This is a genomic window from Micrococcus luteus, from assembly GCF_022664405.1.
GTDB classification, from domain to species: domain Bacteria; phylum Actinomycetota; class Actinomycetes; order Actinomycetales; family Micrococcaceae; genus Micrococcus; species Micrococcus luteus.
The window spans coordinates 90,698-115,038 of the sequence record NZ_JAKRLB010000002.1 but is presented as its reverse complement, the minus strand read 5'-3'; the positions used below and the strand labels follow the sequence as shown (position 1 = coordinate 115,038).

Genomic DNA, 24,341 nt, shown 5'->3' with positions numbered 1-24,341 from the left:
AGACCCACCCCGACCCCAGGAGACCCCGTGACCCAGGACGCCTTCCTCTACGACGCCCTCCGCACGCCGCGCGGTGCCGGCAAGCCCTCCGGCTCCCTCCACGAGGTCAAGCCGATCGACCTCGTCGTCGGCCTGACCCACGCGCTGCGCGACCGCCATGAGGGGCTCGACCCCGCCGACATCGAGGACATGATCCTCGGCTGCGTCAGCCCGGTGGGCGACCAGGGCGCGGTCCTGCCCCGGGTGGCCGCCCTCAAGGCGGGCCTGCCGCAGACCGTGGCCGGCGTGCAGCTGAACCGGTTCTGCGCCTCCGGGCTCGAGGCCGTGAACCAGGCCGCCGCCCGCATCCGCTCCGGCTGGGAGTCTCTGCTCGTGGCCGGCGGCGTGGAGTCCATGTCCCGCGTGCCCATGGGCTCCGACGGCGGCGCGTGGGCCATGGACCCGGCCACCTCCCTGGCCACCGACTTCGTCCCGCAGGGCGTCTCCGCGGACCTGATCGCCACCCGTGAGGGATTCAGCCGCGCAGAGCTGGACCGCTTCGCCGCGCAGAGCCACCGCCGTGCTGCGGCGGCGTGGCAGGAGGGCCGGTTCGCCCGCTCCGTGGTCCCGGTGACGGACATGAACGGGATGACCGTGCTGGACCGGGACGAGACCATCCGCCCCGACTCGTCCGTGGAGACCCTGGCCACGCTCAAGCCCTCCTTCGAGGCGCTGGGCCGGGAGGCGGGCTTCGACGCCGTGGCGCTGGAGAAGTACAGCTCGCTGGCGGGGATCGAGCACCTGCACCACCCCGGCAACTCCTCGGGCATCGTCGACGGCGCCGCGCTGACGCTGATCGGCTCCGAGGAGGCCGGCCGGCGGGCCGGGATGAGTCCGCGGGCCCGGATCGTCTCCGCCGCCGTCGTCGGCTCCGAGCCCACCATCATGCTCACCGGCCCCACCCCGGCGTGCCGCAAGGCCCTCGAGGTGGCCGGCATGACCGCCGCGGACATCGACCTCGTGGAGATCAACGAGGCGTTCGCGGCCGTGCCGCTGCTGCTGATGAAGGAGATGGGCTGGACCGAGGAGCAGACCAACGTCAACGGCGGCGCGATCGCCATGGGCCACCCCCTGGGGGCCACCGGCGCCATGATCCTCGGCACCCTCGTGGACGAACTCGAGCGGCGCGACCTGCGGACCGGCATCGCCACGCTCTGCATCGGCGCCGGCATGGGCGTCGCCACGATCGTCGAGCGCGTCTGAGCGCCCCACCCACCCGACCGACCAGCACGGCAGGAAGAGCACCGGCATGAGTGAGCACATGATCACCTGGGACCAGGACGCCGACGGCGTCGTCACGCTGACCATGGACGACCCGCAGGCGCGGGTCAACACGATGAACGAGCGGTACCAGGACGCGATGGACGCCGTCGTGGACCGCCTGGAGGCGGAGCGGGACACGGTGACCGGCGTCGTCCTGACCAGCGCGAAGAAGACCTTCTTCGCCGGCGGCGACCTGGACTCCCTGGCCCAGGCCGGCCCCGAGGACGTGGAGTCCGTGTTCGCGCTGACGCAGCGGGTCAAGGGCCAGCTGCGCCGCCTCGAGACCCTCGGCCGCCCCGTGGTCGCCGCGATCAACGGCACGGCGCTCGGCGGCGGCCTGGAGATCGCCCTGGCCTGCCACCGGCGCATCGCCGTGGACGACCCGGGGCTGAAGGTCGGCCTCCCGGAGGTCACCCTGGGCCTGCTGCCCGGAGGCGGCGGCATCACCCGCCTGGTGCGCATGGTGGGCGTGGAGCGCGCCCTGATGGAGTGGCTGCTGCAGGGCACCGCCCGCGACGCCCGGGCCGCGATGGAGAAGGGGATCATCGACGAGGTCGTGACCGACCCCGCGGACCTGGTGCCCGCCGCCAAGCGCTGGATCCTGGAGCACCGCGACGACGCCGACGCCGCCGCGAAGCCCTGGGACGTCAAGGGCTTCAGGATCCCCGGCGGCACCCCCGCCCAGGCCTCCTTCGCCTCCCGCCTGCCCGCGTTCGCCGCCACCCTGCGCCGGCAGCTCCACGGCGCGGACCTGCCCGCCCCGAAGGCGATCCTCAGCGCCGCGGTGGAGGGCTCGCAGGTGGACTTCGACACCGCCTCGCGCATCGAGACCCGGTACTTCGTGTCCCTCGTGACGGGCCACACCTCCTCCGCCATGATCCAGGCGTTCCACTCGGACATGCAGGCGCTGCGCTCCGGCGCGGCCCTGGGCGGTCCCTCCCGCGAGCGCAGCACGATCACCACGGCGGCGGTGCTGGGCGCCGGGATGATGGGCGTGGGCATCGCCCACGCGCTCGCGCTCAACGGCGTGGACGTGATGCTCAAGGACGTCAGCCTGGAGGCCGCCGAGCGCGGCCGTGAGCGGGTGGGCGCCCTCCTCGAGGGGCGCGTGGCGAAGGGGCGCATGAGCCGCGAGGACGCCGACGCCGTCCTGGCCCGCGTGCAGCCCACCGAGGACTATCAGGACCTCGCGCACGTGGACGCGGTGATCGAGGCCGTGTTCGAGGACGTCGAGCTCAAGGACTCGGTGTTCGCCGAGGTGGAGAAGGTGGTCGGCCCGGACACCCTGCTGTGCAGCAACACCTCCACGCTGCCGATCACCCTGCTGCAGGGCCCGCGGGAGCGCTCCCAGGACTTCATCGGCCTGCACTTCTTCTCCCCGGTGGACCGGATGAAGCTCGTGGAGATCATCCGTGGTGAGCAGACCTCCCCGCGCACGGTGGAGCGCGCCTACGACCTGGTGCAGCAGATCCGCAAGCTGCCCATCCTGGTCAACGACGGGCGCGGCTTCTACACCTCCCGCGTCTACGGCACGCTCGTGCTCGAGGCCGCGGCCCTCGTGGAGGAGGGCGTGGACGCGCAGCGGATCGAGCGGGCGGCCCGCCACGCCGGCTTCCCGGCCTCCCCGCTGGCCATGATGGACGAGGTCTCCCTGACCCTGATCCAGCACATCCGCCGCGAGGAGGAGAAGGCCGTCGCCGAGGCCGGCGGTGAGCGTCCGGTGCGTCCGGGCGAGCGCGTGGTGGAGCGCATGGTGGACGAGTTCGGCCGCCCGGGCCGCGCTCAGGGCGCCGGCTTCTACGAGTACCCGGAACAGGGCCCCAAGCACCTGTGGCCAGGCCTGGCCGAGCACTTCGCCACCGGGGCGGACGTGCCCGAGCAGGACCTGCAGGACCGCCTGCTGTACCGCATGGCCATCGAGACGGCCCGCTGCTTCGACGACGGCGTCCTCACCGACGCCCCCTCGGCGAACCTCGGCGGCGTGTTCGGCATCGGCTTCCCGCCGCACACCGGTGGGCCAGTGACGTTCATGACGCACCGCGAGGGCGGACCGGCCGCGTTCGTGGCCCGCGCCGACGAGCTGGCCGACCGCTACGGCGAGCGGTTCCGTCCCGGCGACACCCTCCGGCAGCTGGCCGAGCGAGGCGAGGGGCCGGGCCGATGAGCGCCGCACCGCTGGCCGGGGTGCGCGTGGTGACCATCGCGCTGAACCTGCCCGGGCCCGTCGCCGCGGCCCGCCTGCAGGAGCTGGGCGCCGACATCGTCACGGTGCTCCCGCCCAGCGGGGACCCCGTGGCCACCCTGGTGCCGGCCCTCTACGAGGAGCTGCACCGCGGGCAGTCGGTGCGCACCGTGGACATGAAGTCCCAGGCCGGGGCTGCCGAGATGGAGCAGATCCTGGCCGAGGCGGACGTGTTCCTCACCTCCCACCGCTCCGGGGCGCTGCGCCGGCTGGGCCTGGACGCCGACGCCGTCCGCGCCCGCCACCGGCGGATCTGCCAGGTGGACATCACCGGATACGACGGGGACCGCACGGACGTGCCAGGCCATGACATCAACTACCAGGCCGCGGCGGGCCTGCTGGCGCCGGGGGCTCCACCGCGGATCCTCGCGGCGGATCTGCACGGTGCCGAGCGGGCCGTCTCCGCCGCGCTGGCCCTGCTGTGGGCCCGCGGCGCGGACGGGGACGGCGGGCATGCCACGGTGGCGCTCGCCGATGCGGCGCACGCCCTGGCCCTGCCCAACCGGCACCGCATGACGGGCCCGCGCAGCCCCCTGGGCGGGGCCCTGCCCCACTACGGGGTGTATCCGGCGGCCGAGGGCCATGTGGCCGTCGGCGCGCTCGAGCCGCACTTCGCGGCCGCGCTTGTCGAGGGCCTCGGGCTGGACGCGGACGGGGACGTCCGCGCGCAGCTCACCGAGGCCCTCTCCCGGCACGACGCCGCCCACTGGCAGGCATGGGGGGAGGAGCGGGGCATCCCGCTCACCGCCCTGGCCAGCCCCACCGCCTGACCCCCACGACTCAGCACCCCCCTCGAACGACCTCCAGGAGCCCCTCATGACCACCACGGATTCCCGCACCCGCTCGCTGATCGACGTCGACGTCCTCGAGTACCACCGCCTCCTGACGCCCGAGCAGCAGGAGGAGCTCACGGAGATCCGCGCCGCCCTGGCCGAGATCGTCACCCCGCACGTGGCGGAGGCCTGGAGCCGGGACGAGTTCCCGCACGAGATCGCCCGCCGCGTCGGGGAGCTGGGCTACAACCACATCAGCGGCATGACCGAGGACCCGTTGTTCCGCGGGCACCTGATGGCCGAGCTGGCCCGCGCGGACATCTCCCTCAGCGTTTACTTCGCCCTGCACAACGACCTCGTCGGGGCCACCCTGGAGGCCCTGGGCTCGGCGGAGCAGAAGCAGACGTGGCTGCCGGGCCTGTACGCGATGGAGTACACCGGCTGCTTCGCGCTGACCGAGCCGGAGCACGGCTCCGACGTCGCCGGCGGCATGGCCACCACGGCCCGCCGGGAGGGGGACGAGTGGGTGATCAACGGGGCCAAGCGGTGGATCGGCAACGGCACCATGTCCCGCATCGCGATCGTGTGGGCCCGGGACGAGGAGGACGACCAGGTCAAGGGCTTCATCGTGGAGACCGACACCCCCGGCTATGAGGCCACCAAGATCGAGCACAAGACCGCGGTGAAGATCGTCCAGAACGCGGACATCACCTTCACGGACGTGCGCATCCCGGCGGAGAACAAGCTGGAGAAGGCCAACACCTTCGCGGACACCAACGTGATCCTGCTGGGCTCCCGCAACGGCCTGGGCTGGCAGGCCGTGGGCGCGCAGCAGGGCATCCTCGACGCCGCCCGCCGCTACGCGCTGGAGCGCACCCAGTTCGGCCGCCCGATCGCCGGGCACCAGCTGGTGCAGTCCCTGCTCGTGCAGATCGCGGCCAACCTGGCGGCCACCCTGGGCATGGCGCACCGGGCGGTGCAGCTGGAGGCCGCCGGCGAGGTGTCCATGACGCAGGCCTCCCTGGTGAAGCTGAAGACCTCCCAGATGTGCCGCGAGTCGGCCGCGCTGGGCCGGCAGATGATGGGCGGCAACGGCATCCTCGCCGACGTCGGGCTCGGCCGGTTCTTCTGCGACGTCGAGGCGATCTTCACGTACGAGGGCACCTACGAGGTGAACTCGCTGATCGTGGGCCGCGGCCTCACCGGTCACTCCGCCTTCCTCTGAACCCCCTCCGACGACCATCCCCACCAGATCAGGAGCCACCGTGACCACCTCCGAGACCCCCGACACCTCCGCGACCACCCAAGGCCGGCCCACCGAGCGCCGGGGCCATGTGGCCGAGCTGCTCTCGGCCACCGTGGCCCGGCAGTCGGATGCCGTGGCCCTGCGGATCGGCGAGGCCAGCATGACCTACCGCGAACTGGACCAGGTCACGGCCGCGACGGCCGGCTGGCTGCGCCACCGCGGGGTGGGCCCGGGGGACCGGGTGGCCGTGCTGCTGCCCAACGTCCCGGCCTTCGTGGCGGTCTACGAGGCGCTCATGCGTCTGGGTGCGGTGATGGTGCCGCTCAACCCGCTGTTCACCGCCCGTGAGCTGGGGTACTTCCTCGAGGACTCCGGGGCGCGCATGCTCTGGGCCATGCCCGGGCTGCCGGCCGTGGACGAGGTGGCCGGGAACGTCGACGTCGAGGTGGTCACCCTGGACTTGGAGGCGGTCGGGCGGGAGTGCGCCGCCGAGGGCATCGCCCCGGTCACGGAGATCACCCCGCGCGACCCCGACGACGACGCCGTGCTGCTCTACACCTCGGGCACCACGGGGCGACCCAAGGGTGCCCGACTGACACACACGAACCTGCGTTCCAACGCCATGGCGACGGCGACCGGCCTGGGCCGGCTCGGCCCGGACGACGTCGTGTTCGCGGCGCTGCCGATGTTCCACGTGTTCGGGCTCTCGGTGGTGCTCAACGGCGCGGTGTTCGCCGGGTCCACCCTGTCCCTGATGCCGCGGTTCGAGCCGGCGGCCGCCTACGACCAGCTGCAGGACCACGGTGTCACGTTCCTGCCCGGCGTGCCCACCATGCACGGGGCGTTCCTCGCAGTGGCCCGGGCCCGCCGTGAGGCCGGGGCCGAGCCGGCGGACTTCTCGAGGCTGCGCATGCCCCTCTCCGGCGGTGCGAGCCTGCCGGTGGAGACGCTGCGCGCGGCGGAGAAGCTGTACGGCGTGCCCGTGTTGGAGGGCTACGGGCTGTCCGAGAACGCGGGTGCGTGCTTCTTCAACCCCGTGGACGCGCCGACCCGCCCGGGCACCGTGGGCCGGCCGGTGGACGGCTTCGAGTTCCGGATCGTCGCGATGGACGGCACCGAGGTGCCGGAGGAGGACCGCGAGACCTCCGGTGAGCTGCGCATCCGGGGTGAGGGCATCATGGCCGGCTACTGGGGCCGCCCGGAGGACACGGAGGCGGCGTTCGACGAGGACGGCTGGTTCCGCACCGGGGACATCGCCCGCCGGGACGAGGCCGGGTACGTGATGATCGTGGACCGGCTCAAGGACGTGATCATCCGCGGCGGCATGAACGTGTACCCCCGCGAGGTGGAGGAGGTCCTCTACGAGCACCCGGACGTGGTCGAGGCGGCTGTGGTGGGTATGCCGGACGAGCGGCTGGGCGAGGAGATCGCCGCCTTCGTCTCGCTGGCCCCGGGCAGCGCCGTCACGGGGGAGCAGCTCCAGGCGTTCGCGGCCGAGCGGCTGGCCCGCTACAAGCAGCCGCGGGAGGTGACCGTCCTGGACGGGTTGCCGAAGAACGCCACGGGCAAGATCCTGCGCCGCGAGCTGCGTCAGGGGTGAGGGGCGTGCCGGGCGGTCTGGGCGCGGGTGGTCTGGTCTGAGTGAGAGGAACGACGGACAGATGGCCTCTCGCTACGCTCCCGGTATGACTCAGCCGCTCGTCCACCCGCCCAAGGCCCAGCCGGGCGACAGGATCGCCGTCGTCTCGCCGTCGTTCGCGGCTCCCGGCTTCGCGCCCGCGGTGCACGAGCAGGCGATGCGCCGCCTGGCCGAGATGACCGGACTGGAGCCGGTCGAGTACCCCACCACCCGGCAGCTCGGGGCGAGCGCCGAGGACCGGGCGCGGGACCTGAACGCGGCGTTCGCGGACCCCCAGATCCGTGCGGTGATCGCCACGGTGGGCGGGGAGGACCAGATCACCGTGATCGGTCACCTGGACGCGGACGCCGTGCGCGCGGACCCCAAGCCGTTCCTCGGCTACAGCGACAACACCAACCTGCACCAGTGGCTGTGGGCGAACGGCGTGGCGAGCTTCTACGGCGGCTCCACCCAGGTGCACCTGGGGCCGGGGCCGGCTGTGGATGAGGTGCACGCCGCGTCCCTGCGGGTCGCCCTGCTGACGGGAGGGCGGCTGGAGATCACGGAGCCGGGAGAGTCGGAGGACCATGGCGTCGACTGGCTGGACCCGCGGGCGCTCACCGAGTTCGGGACGCGCGAGCCGGTGCCGGGCCCGCACGACGACGGCGCGCGCGGCGTCGGCGAGGGCGCCTCACCCTGGCGCTGGGCCGGGCCGCGGCGCGCGGTGACCGGCCGGACGTGGGGCGGCTGCCTCGAGGTGCTGCCGTGGGTGATGGCGGCCGGCCGCGGGCCTGCGGACATGGCGGTGCTCGAGGGCGGTGTGCTGCTCATCGAGACCAGCGAGGAGCTGCCGAGCGCCGGCGAGGTGCGGCGGCTGCTGCGGATCCTGGGGGAGCGCGGCGTGCTCGGCGCCGTGGACGCCGTGCTGGCGGCCCGCCCGCCGACGAGTTCCTTCGAAGCGCCGCGGGGTGCGGAGGAGCGGGCGCGGCTGCGCGCGGAGCAGGGTGATGTGGTGCTGGAGGAGGTCGGGCGCTACAATCCGGACGCGGTGGTGTGCGTGGGCGTCCCGTTCGGCCACACGCGGCCGCAGTGGGTGCTGCCGCATGGCGGCATGATGACCGTGGACGGGGTCGAGCGGCGGGTGTGGGCGGAGTACGGGTGAGCGGGCCACCTCACGATGACCCGCTCCCGAAGGGCACGTGGAGTCGTCAGAGGCCCGTGTCTTCTTCACCCTCCTTGTAAGTGGCCTTACCGTCGTCCCCCTTCACCTTCGCGGTGAAGGCGATGCGCCCGCTTGGCGCGGACTTGTACGGCATGGCCAGGGAGAACAGGGATGCGATGTCGCCCGCGGGCACCGGGTCCGGCAGATCCTTCGGCTCGGTTCCGGCCCCGTCGTCGGCTGCGAACGTCAGTAGGAGCGCCCCACGCGTGCCGGCGCCCGAGATCAGCTCGTGCTTCATGAAGGCGAATTCGCTATGGGTCTTCAGCAGTTCCTTCACCTGGTTCCGCCGTGAGTGCGTCGGGGCCATCGCTCCTCCGGAGATGATCTCCAAAGCGAGGCGCTGGCGAGGGGACGAGCCGGAGAACATGTCGTCGCGCTCTTCCCGGCGCGTACGGCGTAGGACGTCGACCTTGCGACCGTCGACATATCTGGTCGCCACCGATGTGTTCCCGGGGCTGGCCAAGTCGGGGACGATCACGGCCCAGTCCTGCAGTGTCTCCTCCGCCATGGCGTGCTGGATGAAGTCCAGCGTCGGTTCGAAGGAGAAGTTCTTGCCCCAGGAGAACATGGCCAGGATCTGCAGCATCGTCTCGGTGTCGACGATGCCGTAGCGACCGGACCATCGGCTGACTCGATCGGTGGCGGATGCTGTGGGCTTCGGTGGATTGATGGTGAAGAAGGTCCCGCGGGCCACGGCCGCGTCCAGCAGAGGGGACACGGCGTGGAAGTGACGCGCGTTGATGTCGGGGTCGCGTCGCGGGTGCTGGAAGAAGTCACGCACCTTCCCGCCTTCGCCCTTCCTCGTCAGCTCGGCGTTGAACATCTTGTTCCGGCCGGTCGGGGTCAGCCAAGGCAGGCTCTGGAAGACCAAAGGTGGGACGTCGATCGGGCGGACACGGGGCCGGCCGTCGGCGTCGAGCCCCCGATATTGCCTGAGCTGCTCCCGGAAGTCCTCCTCGTCCCGCACGACGGCCTCGAAAGCCTTGTACAGGTCCACTGTCGTCCCCTTCCTCGGCCCGGGGACGTTGCGACCGATGTACAACCGGACGAGGTCACCGTAACCCGGCCGATAGCCGAACCAGCGACCCATCTGCATCAACGTGTCCGCAGTCGTGGTGCGTCGGGTGTAGTACGTCGTGGTCAGGCCCTCCACGGTGAACCCGCGGCTCAACTTGGCGCCTCCCACAAGGACTTTCCAGACGTCGTCCGCTTGGAAGTCGAGGTCAGGCTGCGTGTAGTCCTTCTCAGCGGCACCGTTGACGATGATCACGGGGCGGGTTCCGCCGTTGATCCGGGTGACGGATTCCCCAATGAATGGAAGGAGTTCCCTGAAGTCCGCCGGCGTCGGTGCCTGGGACGCACGGGCCGCCGTCACAGGGGCGAAATCGTCCTTGTACAGCTGGTGGAGGCGGCGCATTCCTTCGGGTGTCGAGTAGCCCGCGGACTTCCACACGTCTTCGACGGTGTCCGCGAGCTCCTTGTGGTCCTGCTGCCGGACGGACTCGTGGACGAGCATCGTGTGGTGTCGATAGTCACCGGGATGCCCGACCGAACGTCGGTGGAGCTTCATCGCACCGCTCAGGACGAAGGAGTCCAAGGCGGAGCGGAGTTCGTCGCGTCGCTTCTGGTGGTCATTGTCGAGGTCGGCGGTCAGGTCCCTGATGTAGGCGCGTTCGTTGGACAGCGCCAAGCTGTTCTCCGGAGCCGAGACATCGACCTCGTCGAGGCCGTCGGGATCCCGATCCAAGTCGTGGAATGCCTTCCCACCCATGTATGCCGTCGGCGGCTCGAGGCTGACGATGAAGTCCTTCGGGAAAATGTCATCCACATCGTCCGGGTCGACGAAGACATTGGCGAACGGTGTCGCGGTGTAGGCGACGTATTGTGCCCGCGGCAGTTCATGGAGCAGTTCCGCGATCAACTTGTTGATGGTGGTCCTCGTCCGGTCTTCAGGCGACTTCTTCCGGTTGTCCTTGGTGTTGACCGAGGCCTGGTCGGCCTCGTCGTCGATGATCAAGGTGGGGATCTCGGCGAGTTTTACGCGCGTCGCCTTCAGGTCCTTGATCAGCTTCTCCAGGACGTTCTTCTGCTTCTTGACGACTGCCAGCCGGATGTCCGTGCCGAAGAGGTTCGAGGAGTCGTGAAGCGGTAGCTCCGGATGCACCAGGTGGTCACTGTCCCGGAAATCCAGGTACCCGAGGCCGTTCCTGAGGCTCTTGTAGTCTCCCTTGGCATTGGTGAGCCTGCGGATGCCGGGCTTGCCGAGGTCCTTCGGGTGCTTGCCATGACGGAGGAACTTCCCGTCACGCCAGTCCTTGTCCCCGATCCCGGCGTAGTCGACGTCCTGGATCTGCTCGGGGTCGTCCTTGTCCCGTCCCCCGAGGATGTTCTCCTCACCCACCAGTTCCATGTCGATACGCCGCTGGGTCTGTCCCCGCAGGAGCTCGATGGTGCCGGTCAAGACGATGACGAGGCGGTACCCGGCGTCGACGGCCTTCGCCAAGACTCCTGTGAAGTTGGCCGTCTTACCGGACTGGACGTGACCGACGACCAGGCCCTTGGACTGGTACGGCTCCTTGCGAGTGGGATCCGCCAGCCGACGGACGACCTCATAGGTCACGCGGTCCAGTTCATTGGTGGCCGCGCCGCCGATCTTCTTCTCGACGACCTTCCGGTAGGCGGTCCAGTAGAACGCCCGTTCCGCGGCGACCTCTTCGGTGTACCAGGGGTCCCACTCCGCCGCCTTGGCGATCACCACCGCACCGACGTCGAGAGGATAGGCGGTGTCGATGCGTGCACGGGATTCCTCACCCAGCCCCAGCAGAGACATGATCAGGGCCCTCCGCTGCTCACCGTAGGGAGCAGTGCCGTCGACCCAGTTTTCGTCGTCGGAGGCGTCCCATCGACTGAGTTGCACGTGGAACGCGAGTCGGGCCTTGTCGTTCGGATCTGCGACGGTCACCATCTCGACCAGTTCCGACTCGGATACAGACTGGCCCGTCCTGCGCAGGTAGTGGTCCACGTCCTCCAGCAGCGGGGAGGGGCCGAACCCCTCCATCGCCCGCAGGGTCCTGACGATCGCCTCGGTGTAGCTGTCGTTCATCGCTCGATGCCTTCGATCTGGAGGAATGAATGGAGTTCGCGGCCCGGGTCGCCTGCAGTTCGATCGGAGACGTCAACCCGGTAGGTGATGTCACTGATCAGCTCCGGATGGGGGACGCCGGAACGGACCCGTTCGCTGGTGATGGCGGGGAAGTCGTCGTCCACGAGATAGGCCCTGGGCGTGGACCGGAGCATGTGGCCGCGGGTGTAGAGGTCTGCGTCCTCGTCCCGCCAGCCCACTTCCCGCAGCGCGGCGAGCAGCCGGTCGTCACCGGACGCGAGGCTGCGGACGCGGGCGACGAGCTCGGCGAGGGTGCGCCCTTCCGCTCCGCCGGCCCGGGTGACTTGGATGGAGACGAGCCAGAGGGGGCGCCCCGGGTTGGGCTTCAGCTGGTCGACCCCGGAGATGGTATGGCGTCGCTTCTCGGCGCTGGTGGTCTTCACCTCCAGGTCATAGGAGGGGCAGGCGAAGTCGTGTTGCTCAGCTGCCGGGCCCAGCCACCACTCGAGGGCCGTTGGCCCGTGCTCCAGCAGCAGCCGCTCCAGCAGGAGCAGTTCGCCCAGGAGCCCGCGCTGCTGTTCCTCACTCAGCCGCGTGCGGGCAGCCAGGAGATTGCGGAGGTTGGCGACCGCGGCGTTGACGGCACCTGCGAACGAGGCCCCGCCTCTGAGGGCGTCGACCACCGACATGGTGACGCCGTATGCCTCGTAACGCATCTCAAGCGTGTCGATGTGGACCAGGGACCACGTGGTGCCGTCCTCGTGGTCCTCCACATCCACCGACACGTGGCGGAGTTCCCGGAGGTCCGGGACGGACCCGTCGGCCGGCGTGCGTAGTGTGAAGCGCTCGGCGGCCGGGTCGATGGTGAGGACCACCTCCGGATCCGTGCATTGGAGGTGCTGGCTTGGGACACCCGTGGCGAAGTACTCGTCCAGGGACTCTTGGCTCAGCCTGTCGTCGTTGAGGGCCATGCTGTCCTTCCGTCAGGCTTCGGCCGTCGGCTCAGGCAGTGTCCGCACCGCGGCCACGAGGATCGTCTGCCAGGCGGCCTGTAGACGGCGCTCTCGTGCACCCGTCACGCTACCTGAGAGATGGCTGTTCAGCAGCAGGAAGAGGAGTGACTTCACGAGCGCGGCGTCCCCGGGGTCCATGCTCTTCGTCCGCCCGACGACGACGGACCGGTACCTCAAGTTCAGGGTGAGACACCGTCCTTCGAGGTCGACCTCGAAGAACTCGTCCTCCGGTAGGGAGCGCCACCGGATGTCGAACGGGTCGGCGTGTTCGATGAAGCCGGTGGCCTCTTCGAACGCCTGGTGCACCGTGGCGGGCAGACCTCCGCGAGGCTCGACCACGGAGATGGGGCGGGGTCTCCTGCTGCGGGTGTCCTGTGCATGGCCGCTGGCAGCGTCGAGGAAGTCCTGGATGCTGCGGCCTTCCGAGTCCTGGGCTGCCAGCATGGCGTCGGCCAGTGTCGCGTCAAGGACGATGCCGGTCTTCTCCGGGTTGATGGCCGTGTGTGAGGCGAGGGGGCCGTCGACGTCCACTGAGATCCGGGCATAGGCGAGGTCCGGGTCTGCCCGGACGAGGTCACACCAGCCGCCGGCTTGAAGCAGCCGGTCGTGGCGGTAGACGTACAGCCCCTGCGTCTCGAGGGGGCCGCCGCCGTCGAGTACGAACTGTCGCAACGAGGCCCCCGTCGACGGCCAGACATGGGCGCGTATCGAGGCGTGGCCTCCCGGGACGGTCAGAGCGAAGTCGGAGGGGAAGCCCGGAGCTCCGGTGTTCGGGTAATCGAAGGGGTCGAGGGCGTGAACGGGCCGGGGGGCGCCCGACGTGCCGCCTTCTGCGACTTCCACCGTGATGTCCACCGTGCCCCGTTCGAGGAGACGATGGAAGACCACCCCGAGGTGGCGGAGGACCGCCTCCACGGTCTTCTCGAGCCACTTGGTCTGCTCGGTCGGGTCGTCGTCGTGGAGGAAGGTGCGCACGTCCTCCCATTCGACGAGCGTCCCGCTTCGGGAGTCGGAAAGGGCGTCCGTCGACGAGAGCCTGCGCTCGGCATCCTGTGTGGAGAAGGACTCGACGACCGGTCCAGAGTCCAACGTGGACCGGCGGAGCCGTCTGCCGACCGCGGGGGCCCCGAACCGTCGGGACCAGACCAGGAGGGTCTCCGCCTGGCTGAGGGAGGCGGCCTTGAGACCCACTCCGAAGTGGCCCAGCGCGGACTCGGCACGCTCGTGGCGATGGGCATATCGCATGGCGTCGTCGACACCCATGGTGTCCATGCCGCAGCCGTCGTCCAACACCTGCAGGCCGGCGGCCACGCCGCCCTCGAGCACGAACCGGACCTGAACAGTCCGAGCCCCTGCGTCGATGCTGTTGTCCACCAGGTCCGCGATCGCCGTCTCCAACGAGTGGTGGCGGCCGATCGCCGAGGTGATGGCCGGGTCGGGCGGCACTCGGATGCTGGAGACGGGGACGGCCGCGCGCACGTCGGTTCAGCCGTCCAGGAAGTGGGTCTTGATGAACCCCAGCTGTCGGGCGTTCTCCCCGACGGTGCGGGACGTCGCGGTGCTGAACCCAGAGAACTTCTCTGCCTGGACCTCCACCAGGATCTCGAGGGTGTCGGGGTCGGCGTTCTGGAGATGGGACAGCACCTCGTCGATGAGGGTCTGGAAGGTGGACGACAGGTCCGCGTCCCCTGCGATCTCCACCCGCCCGGAGTAGCGCGCATTGGACACAGTCCGGGCAGCGGACGTCTGAGTCTCCGGACGGGGCGCCCCGCCTGGCCCGGCGGGTGACGGTCCCCCCGTGGGGGAGGGCTGAACGCCGGGGCTTTGGCCCGGGGCGCCCGTCGGGGTTTCGCTGCGGTGTCGCCTCTCCCTCTCACGCTGGGCGACGGCCAGGTCCGGGCGCACCAACAACGTGCCGTCGAGGATCTCGCCGAATTCCAGGTCCTCCAGAGGGACGGCGAGCCCCGAGTAGAGGCCGGTCTCCTCGTCGTACCCGGTGGCCAGGGCGAAGCCTTGCTGCATGAACGCCGCGTCGTAGAGGACCGAGGCGACGGCCTTCGCCAGCACGTCCCGGTCCCGGAGTCGGGACATGTAGGGGAAGCGGGTGTGGATGTCCCACAGCTCACCGAAGCGGATGTGCCCGCTGTTCCACCGCGGGAGCAGGAACTCCTGCACATCCATGCGGACCAACGCCCCCGCCGACTCCACCCGCAGCAGATCCTCCTTCACGAACTTCCCACCCGTGCGCTCGGCGAGGGACTTCTTCATCTGCCCGTCGCATTTGACGTGTGCCACGTCGAAGGGGAGACGCGGGTCGGGCTGGACGGCGTGGAGCCCCCAGATCCAGGTCGCCGTGATCTGGTCCTCTATCGTCCTGTTGGTGGTCTCCACCTGACGCTGGGCCTGGGCCTCGTTCGTCGGAGTGAGGTCCAGTGCGGTCCGCTCCTCGTGGATCGAACGCCACGCCAGATGGGACCGGACGGTCGACTCGAGGTCCTTCCAGCGCCCGGCGTCACCGGCCAGCATGATCAGCGTGTTCGGCATGGCCCGTGCCGAGGATCCCCGGGAGGTCAGCAGCTGCCGGGAGAACTCCGTGGCGGGGCTCGACGTGTCCTTGGCCTGGTGTAGATGTTCGGGGTGCAAGACGACGAGGCGGACGGAGTCGTCCTCCGGAGCGTCCGCGGTGGAACGTGGGGCGACCACGACCGCGCCGAACTCGGGGGTGTTCCGCGGACTGGACCGTTTCAGCCGCGCGACGACCTCGTCCCAGACGAGGCCGATGTCCAGCTGCCTTGCCCGATCGGCCGCGGCCCGGTTGAGGGACGGCTGCGTGTCGTACCAGAAGCGGTCGTCGGCGGAGTAGAAGTACGAAGATGCGTCGTGCAGGGCGTTCAGCGCCGAGGACACGTTGCCCACTACGTCCTTCGGCATGGCCAGGGACAGCAGGAGCTGCTTTCTGGGCACACCCTTGTGGGTGGTCGTCACGGTCGGGGCGGACTCGATCAGCACTGCTCGGGAGACGCGCACGGTGAGGGACCGGTTCCCGAGGTTCGGGCGTTCCCGGTCCACGCGGCGGGCCACGGACTCGTCGCCGTCCACGTCGTTCTGGACGACCGGGTCCCATCCGTGGGGGAGGTACTGCACCAGTTCGCGGCGGACGACGGCCGAGTCCAGCGGGACCGTGCCGGCGGTGATCAGCGGTGAGGGGTCCTCGGCCGTCCACAGCTGGTGGACCACCGTGCTCATCAGGCGGAGCACGCCCCGGGTGCGCTGGAACTTCTCCAACGTCGACCACTCGGCGTACAGGCGGTCCAGGAGCTCGGGGTGGACGGGGTAGGAGGCGCGGATCCGGGCCTCGTAGGCGCCGTCCAGGACGTTGGACGGGAACTCCCCGGGATGGCGCCTGTAGAACTCGCGGAAGGTCCTGGCGGTGGCGGCGATCTGCTCCAGCTGGTCCGCCGTCGGCTGCTCGAAGAGCCGGCGACGCACGATCTCGTAGGACTCGTCCCGGGCCGCGGGGGCCCATTGGTAGGCGACGCGACGGACCACGTTGTCGAGACGGGAGAGCGCCTCATGGCCGAAGTCGCCACCCACCTCGAGATCCGAGGCGTGGGAGACGTCGTCCTCCGTGCCGTCCTCCCTCCGGGTGCTCGCGGGGATGGAAACCAGGAGAAGGATGCCCGGCACGGCCGCCGCGGCCTGGGTCAGCGCCTGGGCGAAGGTGAACTGCGTCTCGAAGTCGCCGGCCGGCAGGGGGGAGCGGGTGCCGTCCTCGTCGATCCGGTGGGTGTTGAGCTGTCGCGCGTAGGCCACCCACTCGTCGATCAGGATGACGGCGGGGCCGTAGGCGGCGAAGAGGTCACGGAGCGCGCCTCCGGGGTTGGTGCCGCTGCGATCCGCGTCGGCCACATGGGCGTAGGCCGCGGCGCCGTCCCCGGTGGCGTCTCCCAGCTGCCAGGCGATCTCGCCCCACAGCGTGCTGACCACCGTGCCGTCCGGCTTGGTGACCGGCTGCCCCGGAGAGATCTCGTTGCCCACGATGGTCACCCGGCGGATCGGGGCACCGACGGCCTCGTCATGGTGACCGGCCAGGACGTCTTGGACGTCTTGGGGGAACTCGTGCAGCGGGCGTCCGGAGAACAGGTGCCACACGGCCAGCATGGAGTGGGTCTTGCCCCCGCCGAAGGTGGTCTGAAGGTTGATGACGGCGTCCGCGTTCCTGTCCCCGGCCAGTCGGGCGGCTGCCCGCTGCAGGAGCTCGCGCAGCCCTTCGGTGAGATAGGTGCGCCGGAAGAACTCGACGGCGTCGGTGTACTCGGTCGCCGGTTCGTCGGCGGCCCCACGGGTGTCCTTGACGGCCACCCGGTACAGGTCGGCCGCGAACTCGGCGGAGGCGAAGTCCCCGCTGCGGACGTCCGGGTGGGGGCGGAGCACCTCACGCCACGGGCGGAGACCCGTGTCGTCGGTCCGCACCAGGGTGGAGCGGGCGCGGGTGGCCTGCCGGGTCTCCTTCTCGAACTCCGCCCGTTCGATCTCCCGCCGGATGAGGCGCACCCGGTCCGCCTCCGGGGCTGCGCCGACCGCGCGGAGCAGCAGTTCCACGGTCTCCAGCGCCCGACGCGCCTGGTCCGCGGTGAACGGCTTATGGTGGGCGACGGCGTTGCGCACCTCCCGCAGCTCTCCCGCATATCCCTGTTCGGTCCGGGAGAGGACGCCGTTGAAGGCGTAACCGAGCCCGGGGAGGGACTCCGTGAGGACACGGAACTGGCTCTGAGGGTCAGTGCGTTCGTGGATCGCGCCCGTCCGGCCGTTCTCCGCGTCCTTGGCGGTCAGGACGACGGTCCAGTCCTTCGCCCCGGCGGGGAGCTTGGTCATGAGCACCTTGGCGATGAAGGGGTCCAGGACGCCGGCGAGGACGCCGAGGGCCGTGTCGACGTGTTCCCGGTTGCTGGTGGCCATCATTCTCCTCCGAAATCGAACGTCCCCTGGGACGGGGTGGTGGGGACGGTGCGTGCTTCGTCCTGGATCTCCGTCCAGGTGCCACCCAGGGCGTTGAAGAGGCGGGCGTCCTCAGGGCGTCTGTCCTGCGTCAGTTCGTAGAGGCGGTAGGCGAGGAGTTGGACCGCGTCCATGTCCACATCCCCGCGGTCCTGGACGACGGCGCTGAGTCGGGCGGCGGCTGTGACGCCGCCGTCCTCAGCGGAGAGGACCCGCGCGAGGTGGCACGTGACCTCCCAGACGGAGATGCGGTCGTCCTCCGCCGGGTTCCAGGTCTGGGGGAGCGCCGACGGCCGCACCAACGCCACCTTCCCCGATCCCGAGGTCAGGACGCCGGCGGAGCGCAGCCCGTCCACGGAGGTGTTGATGGCCGTGGCCAGGACGTCCGCGGCCCCGTAGGGGGCCGCATCCCAGCCGTACTGGAGGTACCACTTGAGACAGAAGCGGCTATCCGCGTCCAGGTCACCGTCGTTCTCCGAGAGGACCTCGTCCAAGACCTGGTTGATGAGACCGAGGGCGGTCTTCACGCTCATGGGAGTGCCGTCGTTCTCCAACACGGAGCTGTACCGGGAGAAGATCGCCATTCCCGGGCCGATGGTGGACTGGGCCAGGTCTACAGGGGCGATGGCCCCCTGCTGCATCTCCGACAAAGCGGTAGGCAGTTCCGACTTGAGGGCGGAGACGAAGCCGCGGCGGCTGGCCGGTGCGGCGGTGACCGCACGGGGGCGGAGCGAGAGCACGATGGACGACGCGAGGGCGTTGGTCCCCACGCTGATCATCCGGCCGGCCCGTTCCGAGCGCACGGGCCAGGTGGCGGTGATGGTCCAGCCTGCTCCGATCATGCCCTCGAGGAGGGTGGCCCAGCCGGTGGAGGTCACGCCTTCGGACGCCAATTCCTGCTGCTTGAATGCGTAGTAGACCGCGATGGGGAAGGCCTCCGAGGCGCTCTCGCGGGCGCGCGCGAAGACGCGCTGGAAGCCCTCCTCGAAGAACTTCGACGCCCCTTCCTTCCCGGCATGGCGGTAGGGGTTCGCCACGAGCTCCTCTGCTTTAGGAACCAGCATGGTCGCGAAGAGGTCGGGATGGACGTCCCGGAGTGATCGGCGCAGCCAGACGTAGAAGAAGTCTGAGAGATCGGAGTAGCCGATGTTGTCGTAATACGGGGGGTCTGTCGCCACCAGAAGTCCAGCGTATGAGCGTTCCGATGCATCTGCCTGAACCGCTTCCGAGAACTTTTTGCCCGTGAAAGTGTCCAGCACTCGGGCGATTCCGCGAATCATGAAGCCGAAATTCCCTGAGCTCTCGCTGAACGGATTTACCTCAGCAAAATCCCACGTCATGGGGATTGCTTGACGAGCGAATGTGTTTCGGATTCCCTCGTTCTTAGGGTCCGGCATCCAAGTCGAAATCGAGGAGCTGTAATCGGAGAGCCTGCCGACTGACATGCCCAGATAGGTGGCTATGGCATCGGCATAGGCGGCTGCGCCAGAACCGCCGTCGGTGAGTCGGTCACCCTGAGGCAGCCCGCTCGCCAGTGCATCTGCGAGCACCTGTTCACGTGCTTCGGCGACAAGATCGCTGAACGTGGTCAGCGCGACCAGCTGGCGATTGGTGAACAGGTCCGCATGCTTCGTCATGCCGTAGGCCTGCACGCGGAAGCTGGGCGCCTGTGGCGGCATCGGGGTGTTCGGGGCTGACGAGGGAGCCGCCTGATGAGCAGCTCGTGCGTGTTCTTCGGACGGAGACGTGTAAGTGCGCCTGCGTGCTCCCTCGGCAACGACAGCCATCAGCGCGGTCCCGAGGCGGCCGGATCGGCCCTCCTCCCGGACGTACTTGAGAGGGACGGCCGTCCCGCACGCGATGCATTCGGCTCCGGTTCGTCCTACCGTTCCATCGGTCTCCGGCGCCGTGCTCAGATCGTGGCCGATGGAGAAGCGCACGCTGCGGCCCGTGGGGGCGTCGGGGTCCTCCAAGACCTCGGGAACCACATACGCCTCCTTCCCCTTCTTCTTGCCCAGCCACCAGGACCGGACGAGGGGCATCTCGATGCCGCAGGCGGGGTTGAGACAGGTGACCGTCCGCGCCCAGATCCATGCGATGGCCGTGGCCTCAGCCGCCGCCCCCGTGCGCTCGTCGCTGACCGTGACCGTGGGGTAGAGATGCCCGATGCGTTCCAGCGCGCGGTCGCGCATCCACGCGCCGTAGCGGCGTACGTCCTCCGCCAGGCCGCCGGCCCCAGGCCAGTCGCTTAGACGTTCCTCGGCGGCGCCGGGATAGACGGGGGGAAGGCCGGCGAACTTTGGGGGGATCTCGATCTGGGCCTTGTTGATCAGGACGGCCACGGGGTTGAGGTCGCTCGCATGGGCCTTGAGGCCCAGCCGCTGCGCCTCGAGCGGGATCGTCCCGCCGCCAGCGAAGGGATCCAGGATGGCCGGCGGGTTCCCGTCTGTGGAGGCCAGGATCTCGGCGTGGGCCTCGGCGAGGAGGCGCTCGTCGTCGATGTTCTCCCACACCACGAGCCGCCGGATGATGTCATGGAGCCGTTCCCGTTCCCGCCGCTGGTCCTCCTCGGTGGGGAAGCGGTCAGGGTGGGAGGAGGGGTCGTCCACGAGTTGGGCGAACAGCACCGCGCGGGCGGATGCCAACGGGCGCCGGGCCCACCAGAGGTGGAGCGTGGACGGGTGACCGTGACGGATCGACTTCTCGCGGGCGGACTCTCGGTTGATGTCCTCGAGAGGGAGGGAGACCTCGATGAGCTTCCGCCGCGGGATGGCTCCTGCTCCAGCGGGGGACGTGTCCGTGGTCATCCAAGGGCTCCAGACGAATCGTGCTCAGACGCCGCCGGTCGGCGACGCTCCGAACACTATAGAAGCCCTGTGCCGGGCTTCCGCGGGGTGGACCGGACGTCAGCGATCGGCCCAGTGCGGCAGGAGCAGCCTGCCGATCGCGGCTCCGAGCGGGATCGGCACGGCGTTGCCGATCTGCTTCACGATCTGCGTCACTGACCCCACGAAGAGATACTCCTCCGTGAATCCCTGGAGCAACGCCCCCTCCCGCGGCGTGATGGCCCTGTCGAGCACGGGGTGGAGATAACGACCCTTCTCCGGTTTGGTGAACTCGGTCCGGATGGTCACCGAGGGCTGGTCCCAGTGGAGGCGGCCCATGACGTCACCGCTGCCCGTGGTGTGTTTCTTCCAGGCCTCGCACTTGAGGTCTTCGGGCAGGTCGAAGCGATTCCCGCCTAGGGGGATCTTCTTGAAGCGATCCAGGGACCGCTGAGTGTAGGTGCGGTCTACATGCAGCTCGGAGGTCTGGAAGGGACCGCGGAGGGACTTCCCCTCGAACTCATAGATCCGGTTCTCGGGGAGGATCGTCGTCGGGGGGAGGCCGCCAATGACGTTCCGGACGGTCCTGTACATGGCCCGCGTGGTGGGGCCGTGCGTCACGAGCGGCCGTCCAGGGTCCCCCACGTCCTTCCTATATCCGATGACGATGGCGCGACGCCGCTTCTGTGCAGCCCCGTAGTCGGCGGCGTTCACGACCTCCGCCGTGAAGTCGTACTCCTTCAGTGGGCCATCCTCCTCCACTAGCTCCTTGAACAACGCATACTCCGGGGAGGTCATGAACTGGGGGACGTTCTCCATGACGAAGAAGCGGGGCCTCGCCGCGGCGACCGCCGCGGCGTAGTGACGCCACATCGAGTTCCGCTCATCGTCGAGCGCCTGTTTCCCCAGCGCGGAGAACCCCTGGCACGGTGGCCCCCCGACCACCAAGTCGACGTGGGGGACATCCTCCTCCTGCAGCCAGTCCTCGATGCGGCCGCAGTGGACGTGCGCGCCAGGGTGGTTGGCCTGGAACGTCGCGGCAGCCCGCGGCTCCATCTCCACGGCGGTGACGGTCCGGAACCGCTTGGACGCCGACTGGAGACCCGCGCTCAGCCCTCCGGCGCCAGCGAAGAGATCCAGGACCGTGATGATGTTCCCCTCCTCCGGAGTGGGTGAGGAGACGGAGGAAGGGGCGGCAGGCATGCCGAACACCTTAGCCGGCCTGCGGCGTGTGGCGGACCACCTGGCACGGCCATCGCGGCGTCTACCATCACCTGCATGGCGTCGTCATGGGCATCTACTCCCGGCGTGCGGGCCTCCATGCGGGCGAACAAGGGCCGTGACACGAAGCCTGAACTGGCCGTGCGTCGACTCGTCCACGCCTCCGGTCTTCGCTACCGGGTGAACGCCACACCGGAGAAGGAGCTGCGACGTACTGCCGACTTGCTTTTCCGCCCGTCCCGGGTCGCCGTGTTCATCGACGGTTGCTACTGGCATGGCTGCCCAGAGCACTACACCGCGCCGAAGGCCAACGGTGGGTTCTGGGCGAACAAGGTGGCGCGGAACAGGGAGCGCGATGCGGAGACTACCTTGGTCCTGGAGGAGCGTGGTTGGGAGGTCCTCCGCTTCTGGGAACACGAGGATCCGGCGGAGGTGGCGTCGATCATCATCGAGGTGGTCTGCCGTCGTCGTGACGGCTGACAGGCAGCGGGTCAGGCCTCGGGGTAGGTCTGGCCGTATGCCCGAAGGATCCCCTTTGCCTGACGGAGCATCGCAGGCTGGTCCGCGAGGAACCGCTTTGTCACCTCGGCCTCCATCGCGGTGACTCTGAGTCCGACACCGTCGTAGTCCGGTCGCGCGGACCGGAGGCTGTTGATCTTCCGCCCCACGCTGCCGACGGAACGGAAATCCCCACGGCGGTCGGTAAGAGGGTGGATGGGCAGCGCCTGCAGGACATCCGAGAGCTCCAGGACAATCGGCGAGCGCATGTTCACGCCCCGCCACTCGTTGCGGGCCGCAGCCCAGCCGGCGAGGACGGTCTCCTCCCAGGTCCATGCCAGTCGCTTGCTCATCCCCCTACCGTAGCCTCGAGGGCAGCCCGAAGCCCGTCGGCGTGCATGCGTCCCGCTCATGCGCGGACGGTTCCCAGCGCCCCCGAGGCTCACCGCCAAAGTACCGGCTGGGTCCTTTTAGGGGGGCGCCGCAGCGTTTCATCTGCCTCTTGCCGTGCTTATCTACCGCCTTACTACGAGAGGAGGCCCCGGCGCACCGCCGGGGCCTCCTGAGCGGGCCGCGACCCACGCGCGGCCCGCTCCCACTTCTCGAACGAAAACGCCTCGAGGTCGCCCGTTTCGTCAACGAAAGCGACCGCCCGGATCGCCCCGCCTCACCGCTTCCGGTACAGCCCCTTCTTCTGGAACTTCGGCTCGCTCGTCACGAGCATCCCCAGGGACCGGAAGATGCCCTCGTCCACGGAGCCGAGGATCGTCGTCGTGTGCACGTCGCAGCCCTCGAGGCTCGCCAGCTGCTCGACGGCCGCCTTCGCGTTCTCGTCGGTCGCCGCGGACACGGACAGCGCGATCAGCACCTCATCCGTGTGCAGCCGCGGGTTCTTGGAGCCCAGATGCACGGTCTTGAGTGTCTGGATCGGCTCGATCGAGGCGGGGGAGAGCAGGTGCACGTCGTCCTCGATGCCGGCCAGCACCTTGAGGGCGTTGAGCAGCACCGCGGCGGAGCAGCCCAGCAGCTCCGAGGTCTTGCCGGTCACCAGGGTGCCGTCCGCCAGCTGCACGGCCGCGCCGGGCTCACCGGTGCGCTCGGCCACCAGCTGCGCGGCACCCACCACCGGGCGGTCCTCCGAGCTCAGGCCCAGCTTGGACATCACCAGGGCCACACGCTCGGACTCGGTGTCGTCCGCGCCCTCCAGGGCCTCGTTGACCTGAGCCTTGTAGTAGCGCCGGATGATCTCCTGCTTCGCGGCCTCCTGGCACACCTCGTCGTCCACGATCGCCGCGCCGGCCATGTTCACGCCCATGTCCGTGGGGGACTTGTACGGGGTGGTGCCCGTGACCTTCTCCAGCAGCGCGGACAGCAGCGGGAACACCTCGACGTCGCGGTTGTAGCTGGTCACCCGCTCGCCGTACTCGGCCAGATGGAACGGGTCGATCAGGTTGATGTCGTCCAGGTCCACGGTGGCGGCCTCGTAGGCGGCGTTCACCGGGTGCTCGAGCGGCAGGTTCCAGATGGGGAACGTCTCGAACTTCGCGTAGCCGGCCGGGATGCCCCGCTGCCGATCGTTGTACACCTGGCTCAGGCACGTCGCCAGCTTGCCGGAGCCCGGGCCGGGGGCCGTCACGACGACGAGGTCCCGCGTGGTCTCGGACCACTCGTTGGCGCCGAAGCCCTGCTCCGAGACGATCGTGGACATGGCGTGCGGGTAGCCGGGGATCACGCGGTGGCGGGCCACCTTCAGGCCGAGGCGTTCGAGCTTCTCGAGGAACGCCAGCGCGCGGTGGTTGGCGTCCTCCAGCTGCGTGACCACCACGTGCTCCACCAGGAACCCGCGCTCCCGGAACACGTCCACGAGGCGCAGGACGTCGTCCTCGTACGTGATGCCCAGGTCCGCGCGGACCTTGTTCCGCTCGAGGTCCTTGGCGTTGAAGCACACCAGGATCTCGGTCTCGTCCTTGATGCGGTCGAGCATCGCGATCTTGTTGTCCGGGGTGAAGCCGGGCAGGACGCGGGAGGCGTGCAGGTCGTCGAAGAGCTTGCCGCCCATCTCCAGGTACAGCTTCCCGCCGATCTGGCGGCGGCGCTCCTGGATGTGCTGGGACTGGAGCTCGATGTACTTCGCGCGGTCGAATCCGACGCGGTGGAGGGGGCCGGAGGCCGCGGCCTCCGTGGTCGTGCTGGCGGGGCGGGCGGTCTCATGCGTGCCGGTCATGGACTCTCAGCATAGACCTGTTCGCGGGGTGCGCGGCCCGGCGTCGGGCCCACCGC

The 24,341-nt window shown here is 69.5% G+C and carries 15 protein-coding genes; 7 read left to right on the top strand and 8 right to left on the bottom strand.

Annotated features, from left to right (window positions below; translation table 11 throughout):
- Nucleotides 1–27: 27 nt before the first annotated feature.
- The 6 genes from MF605_RS01385 to MF605_RS01360 all read left to right on the top strand — a co-directional run bounded on the left by MF605_RS01385 (nt 28) and on the right by MF605_RS01360 (nt 8,343).
- On the top strand, nt 28–1,242 hold the full coding sequence (locus tag MF605_RS01385) for an acetyl-CoA C-acetyltransferase (RefSeq protein WP_036336657.1): 1,215 nt from the start codon (nt 28–30) through the stop codon (nt 1,240–1,242).
- Nucleotides 1,243–1,288: 46 nt separating this feature from the next.
- On the top strand, nt 1,289–3,466 hold the full coding sequence (locus MF605_RS01380) for a 3-hydroxyacyl-CoA dehydrogenase NAD-binding domain-containing protein (RefSeq protein WP_049147533.1): 2,178 nt from the start codon (nt 1,289–1,291) through the stop codon (nt 3,464–3,466).
- Complete coding sequence (locus MF605_RS01375; RefSeq protein WP_044658735.1) at nt 3,463–4,314, top strand: CoA transferase; 852 nt, start codon at nt 3,463–3,465, stop codon at nt 4,312–4,314. Before MF605_RS01380 ends, MF605_RS01375 begins: the two co-directional genes overlap by 4 nt.
- Before the next feature lie 46 nt (nt 4,315–4,360).
- Nucleotides 4,361–5,542 carry an acyl-CoA dehydrogenase family protein gene (locus tag MF605_RS01370; protein ID WP_134415994.1) on the top strand — a complete coding sequence of 394 codons (1,182 nt, stop codon included), beginning with the start codon at nt 4,361–4,363 and terminating at the stop codon, nt 5,540–5,542.
- 40 nt (nt 5,543–5,582) lie between these two features.
- Entirely contained in the window at nt 5,583–7,163 is a 1,581-nt protein-coding gene (locus MF605_RS01365) for a long-chain-fatty-acid--CoA ligase (RefSeq protein WP_242821223.1), read from the top strand.
- A gap of 85 nt (nt 7,164–7,248) precedes the next feature.
- On the top strand, nt 7,249–8,343 hold the full coding sequence (locus MF605_RS01360) for a S66 family peptidase (RefSeq protein WP_134415996.1): 1,095 nt from the start codon (nt 7,249–7,251) through the stop codon (nt 8,341–8,343).
- A 46-nt stretch (nt 8,344–8,389) separates the two neighbouring features.
- Here the strand turns inward: MF605_RS01360 and MF605_RS01355 are convergent, their stop codons facing one another.
- The 6 genes from MF605_RS01355 to MF605_RS01330 all read right to left on the bottom strand — a co-directional run bounded on the left by MF605_RS01355 (nt 8,390) and on the right by MF605_RS01330 (nt 21,545).
- A complete protein-coding gene (locus MF605_RS01355) occupies nt 8,390–11,506 on the bottom strand; it encodes a Z1 domain-containing protein (RefSeq protein WP_134415998.1) in 3,117 nt (1,038 codons plus the stop codon).
- Complete coding sequence (locus MF605_RS01350) at nt 11,503–12,477, bottom strand: PD-(D/E)XK motif protein (RefSeq protein ID WP_166795240.1); 975 nt, start codon at nt 12,475–12,477, stop codon at nt 11,503–11,505. Before MF605_RS01350 ends, MF605_RS01355 begins: the two co-directional genes overlap by 4 nt.
- Nucleotides 12,478–12,489: 12 nt before the next feature.
- Nucleotides 12,490–13,998 carry an ATP-binding protein gene (locus MF605_RS01345; protein WP_134416001.1) on the bottom strand — a complete coding sequence of 503 codons (1,509 nt, stop codon included), beginning with the start codon at nt 13,996–13,998 and terminating at the stop codon, nt 12,490–12,492.
- Between the two features lie 6 nt (nt 13,999–14,004).
- The gene (locus tag MF605_RS01340) at nt 14,005–17,478 is read right to left on the bottom strand and encodes a DUF499 family protein (RefSeq protein ID WP_134416003.1); all 3,474 of its coding nucleotides are present in this window, start codon (nt 17,476–17,478) and stop codon (nt 14,005–14,007) included.
- A complete protein-coding gene (locus tag MF605_RS01335) occupies nt 17,478–20,324 on the bottom strand; it encodes a DUF1156 domain-containing protein (protein WP_134416005.1) in 2,847 nt (948 codons plus the stop codon). The genes MF605_RS01340 and MF605_RS01335 overlap by 1 nt, the downstream gene beginning before the upstream one ends.
- Nucleotides 20,325–20,423: 99 nt before the next feature.
- A complete protein-coding gene (locus MF605_RS01330; RefSeq protein WP_134416007.1) occupies nt 20,424–21,545 on the bottom strand; it encodes a DNA cytosine methyltransferase in 1,122 nt (373 codons plus the stop codon).
- Between the two features lie 105 nt (nt 21,546–21,650).
- On the opposite strand from MF605_RS01330, the gene MF605_RS01325 reads away from it, so the two are divergent.
- Nucleotides 21,651–22,043, top strand: a complete 393-nt coding sequence (locus MF605_RS01325; RefSeq protein WP_339328583.1) for a very short patch repair endonuclease — start codon at nt 21,651–21,653, stop codon at nt 22,041–22,043.
- Between the two features lie 11 nt (nt 22,044–22,054).
- Here the strand turns inward: MF605_RS01325 and MF605_RS01320 are convergent, their stop codons facing one another.
- Both MF605_RS01320 and MF605_RS01315 read right to left on the bottom strand, forming a co-directional pair.
- Complete coding sequence (locus MF605_RS01320) at nt 22,055–22,414, bottom strand: hypothetical protein (protein ID WP_134416011.1); 360 nt, start codon at nt 22,412–22,414, stop codon at nt 22,055–22,057.
- A gap of 314 nt (nt 22,415–22,728) precedes the next feature.
- Nucleotides 22,729–24,285 (bottom strand): DUF1846 domain-containing protein, encoded by a 1,557-nt coding sequence (locus MF605_RS01315; RefSeq protein ID WP_002858124.1) that lies wholly within the window; start codon nt 24,283–24,285, stop codon nt 22,729–22,731.
- Between the last annotated feature and the right edge of the window lie 56 nt (nt 24,286–24,341).

What these genes read in the sequence shown, in the direction of transcription:
- MF605_RS01335 (WP_134416005.1), bottom strand. Translation starts at nt 20,324, where the DNA reads ATGACCACGGACACGTCCCCCGCTGGAGCAGGAGCCATCCCGCGGCGG.
- MF605_RS01315 (WP_002858124.1), bottom strand. Translation starts at nt 24,285, where the DNA reads ATGACCGGCACGCATGAGACCGCCCGCCCCGCCAGCACGACCACGGAG.
- MF605_RS01320 (WP_134416011.1), bottom strand. Translation starts at nt 22,414, where the DNA reads ATGAGCAAGCGACTGGCATGGACCTGGGAGGAGACCGTCCTCGCCGGC.
- MF605_RS01330 (WP_134416007.1), bottom strand. Translation starts at nt 21,545, where the DNA reads ATGCCTGCCGCCCCTTCCTCCGTCTCCTCACCCACTCCGGAGGAGGGG.
- MF605_RS01370 (WP_134415994.1), top strand. Translation starts at nt 4,361, where the DNA reads ATGACCACCACGGATTCCCGCACCCGCTCGCTGATCGACGTCGACGTC.
- MF605_RS01380 (WP_049147533.1), top strand. Translation starts at nt 1,289, where the DNA reads ATGAGTGAGCACATGATCACCTGGGACCAGGACGCCGACGGCGTCGTC.
- MF605_RS01350 (WP_166795240.1), bottom strand. Translation starts at nt 12,477, where the DNA reads ATGGCCCTCAACGACGACAGGCTGAGCCAAGAGTCCCTGGACGAGTAC.
- MF605_RS01360 (WP_134415996.1), top strand. Translation starts at nt 7,249, where the DNA reads ATGACTCAGCCGCTCGTCCACCCGCCCAAGGCCCAGCCGGGCGACAGG.
- MF605_RS01375 (WP_044658735.1), top strand. Translation starts at nt 3,463, where the DNA reads ATGAGCGCCGCACCGCTGGCCGGGGTGCGCGTGGTGACCATCGCGCTG.
- MF605_RS01355 (WP_134415998.1), bottom strand. Translation starts at nt 11,506, where the DNA reads ATGAACGACAGCTACACCGAGGCGATCGTCAGGACCCTGCGGGCGATG.
- MF605_RS01340 (WP_134416003.1), bottom strand. Translation starts at nt 17,478, where the DNA reads ATGGCCACCAGCAACCGGGAACACGTCGACACGGCCCTCGGCGTCCTC.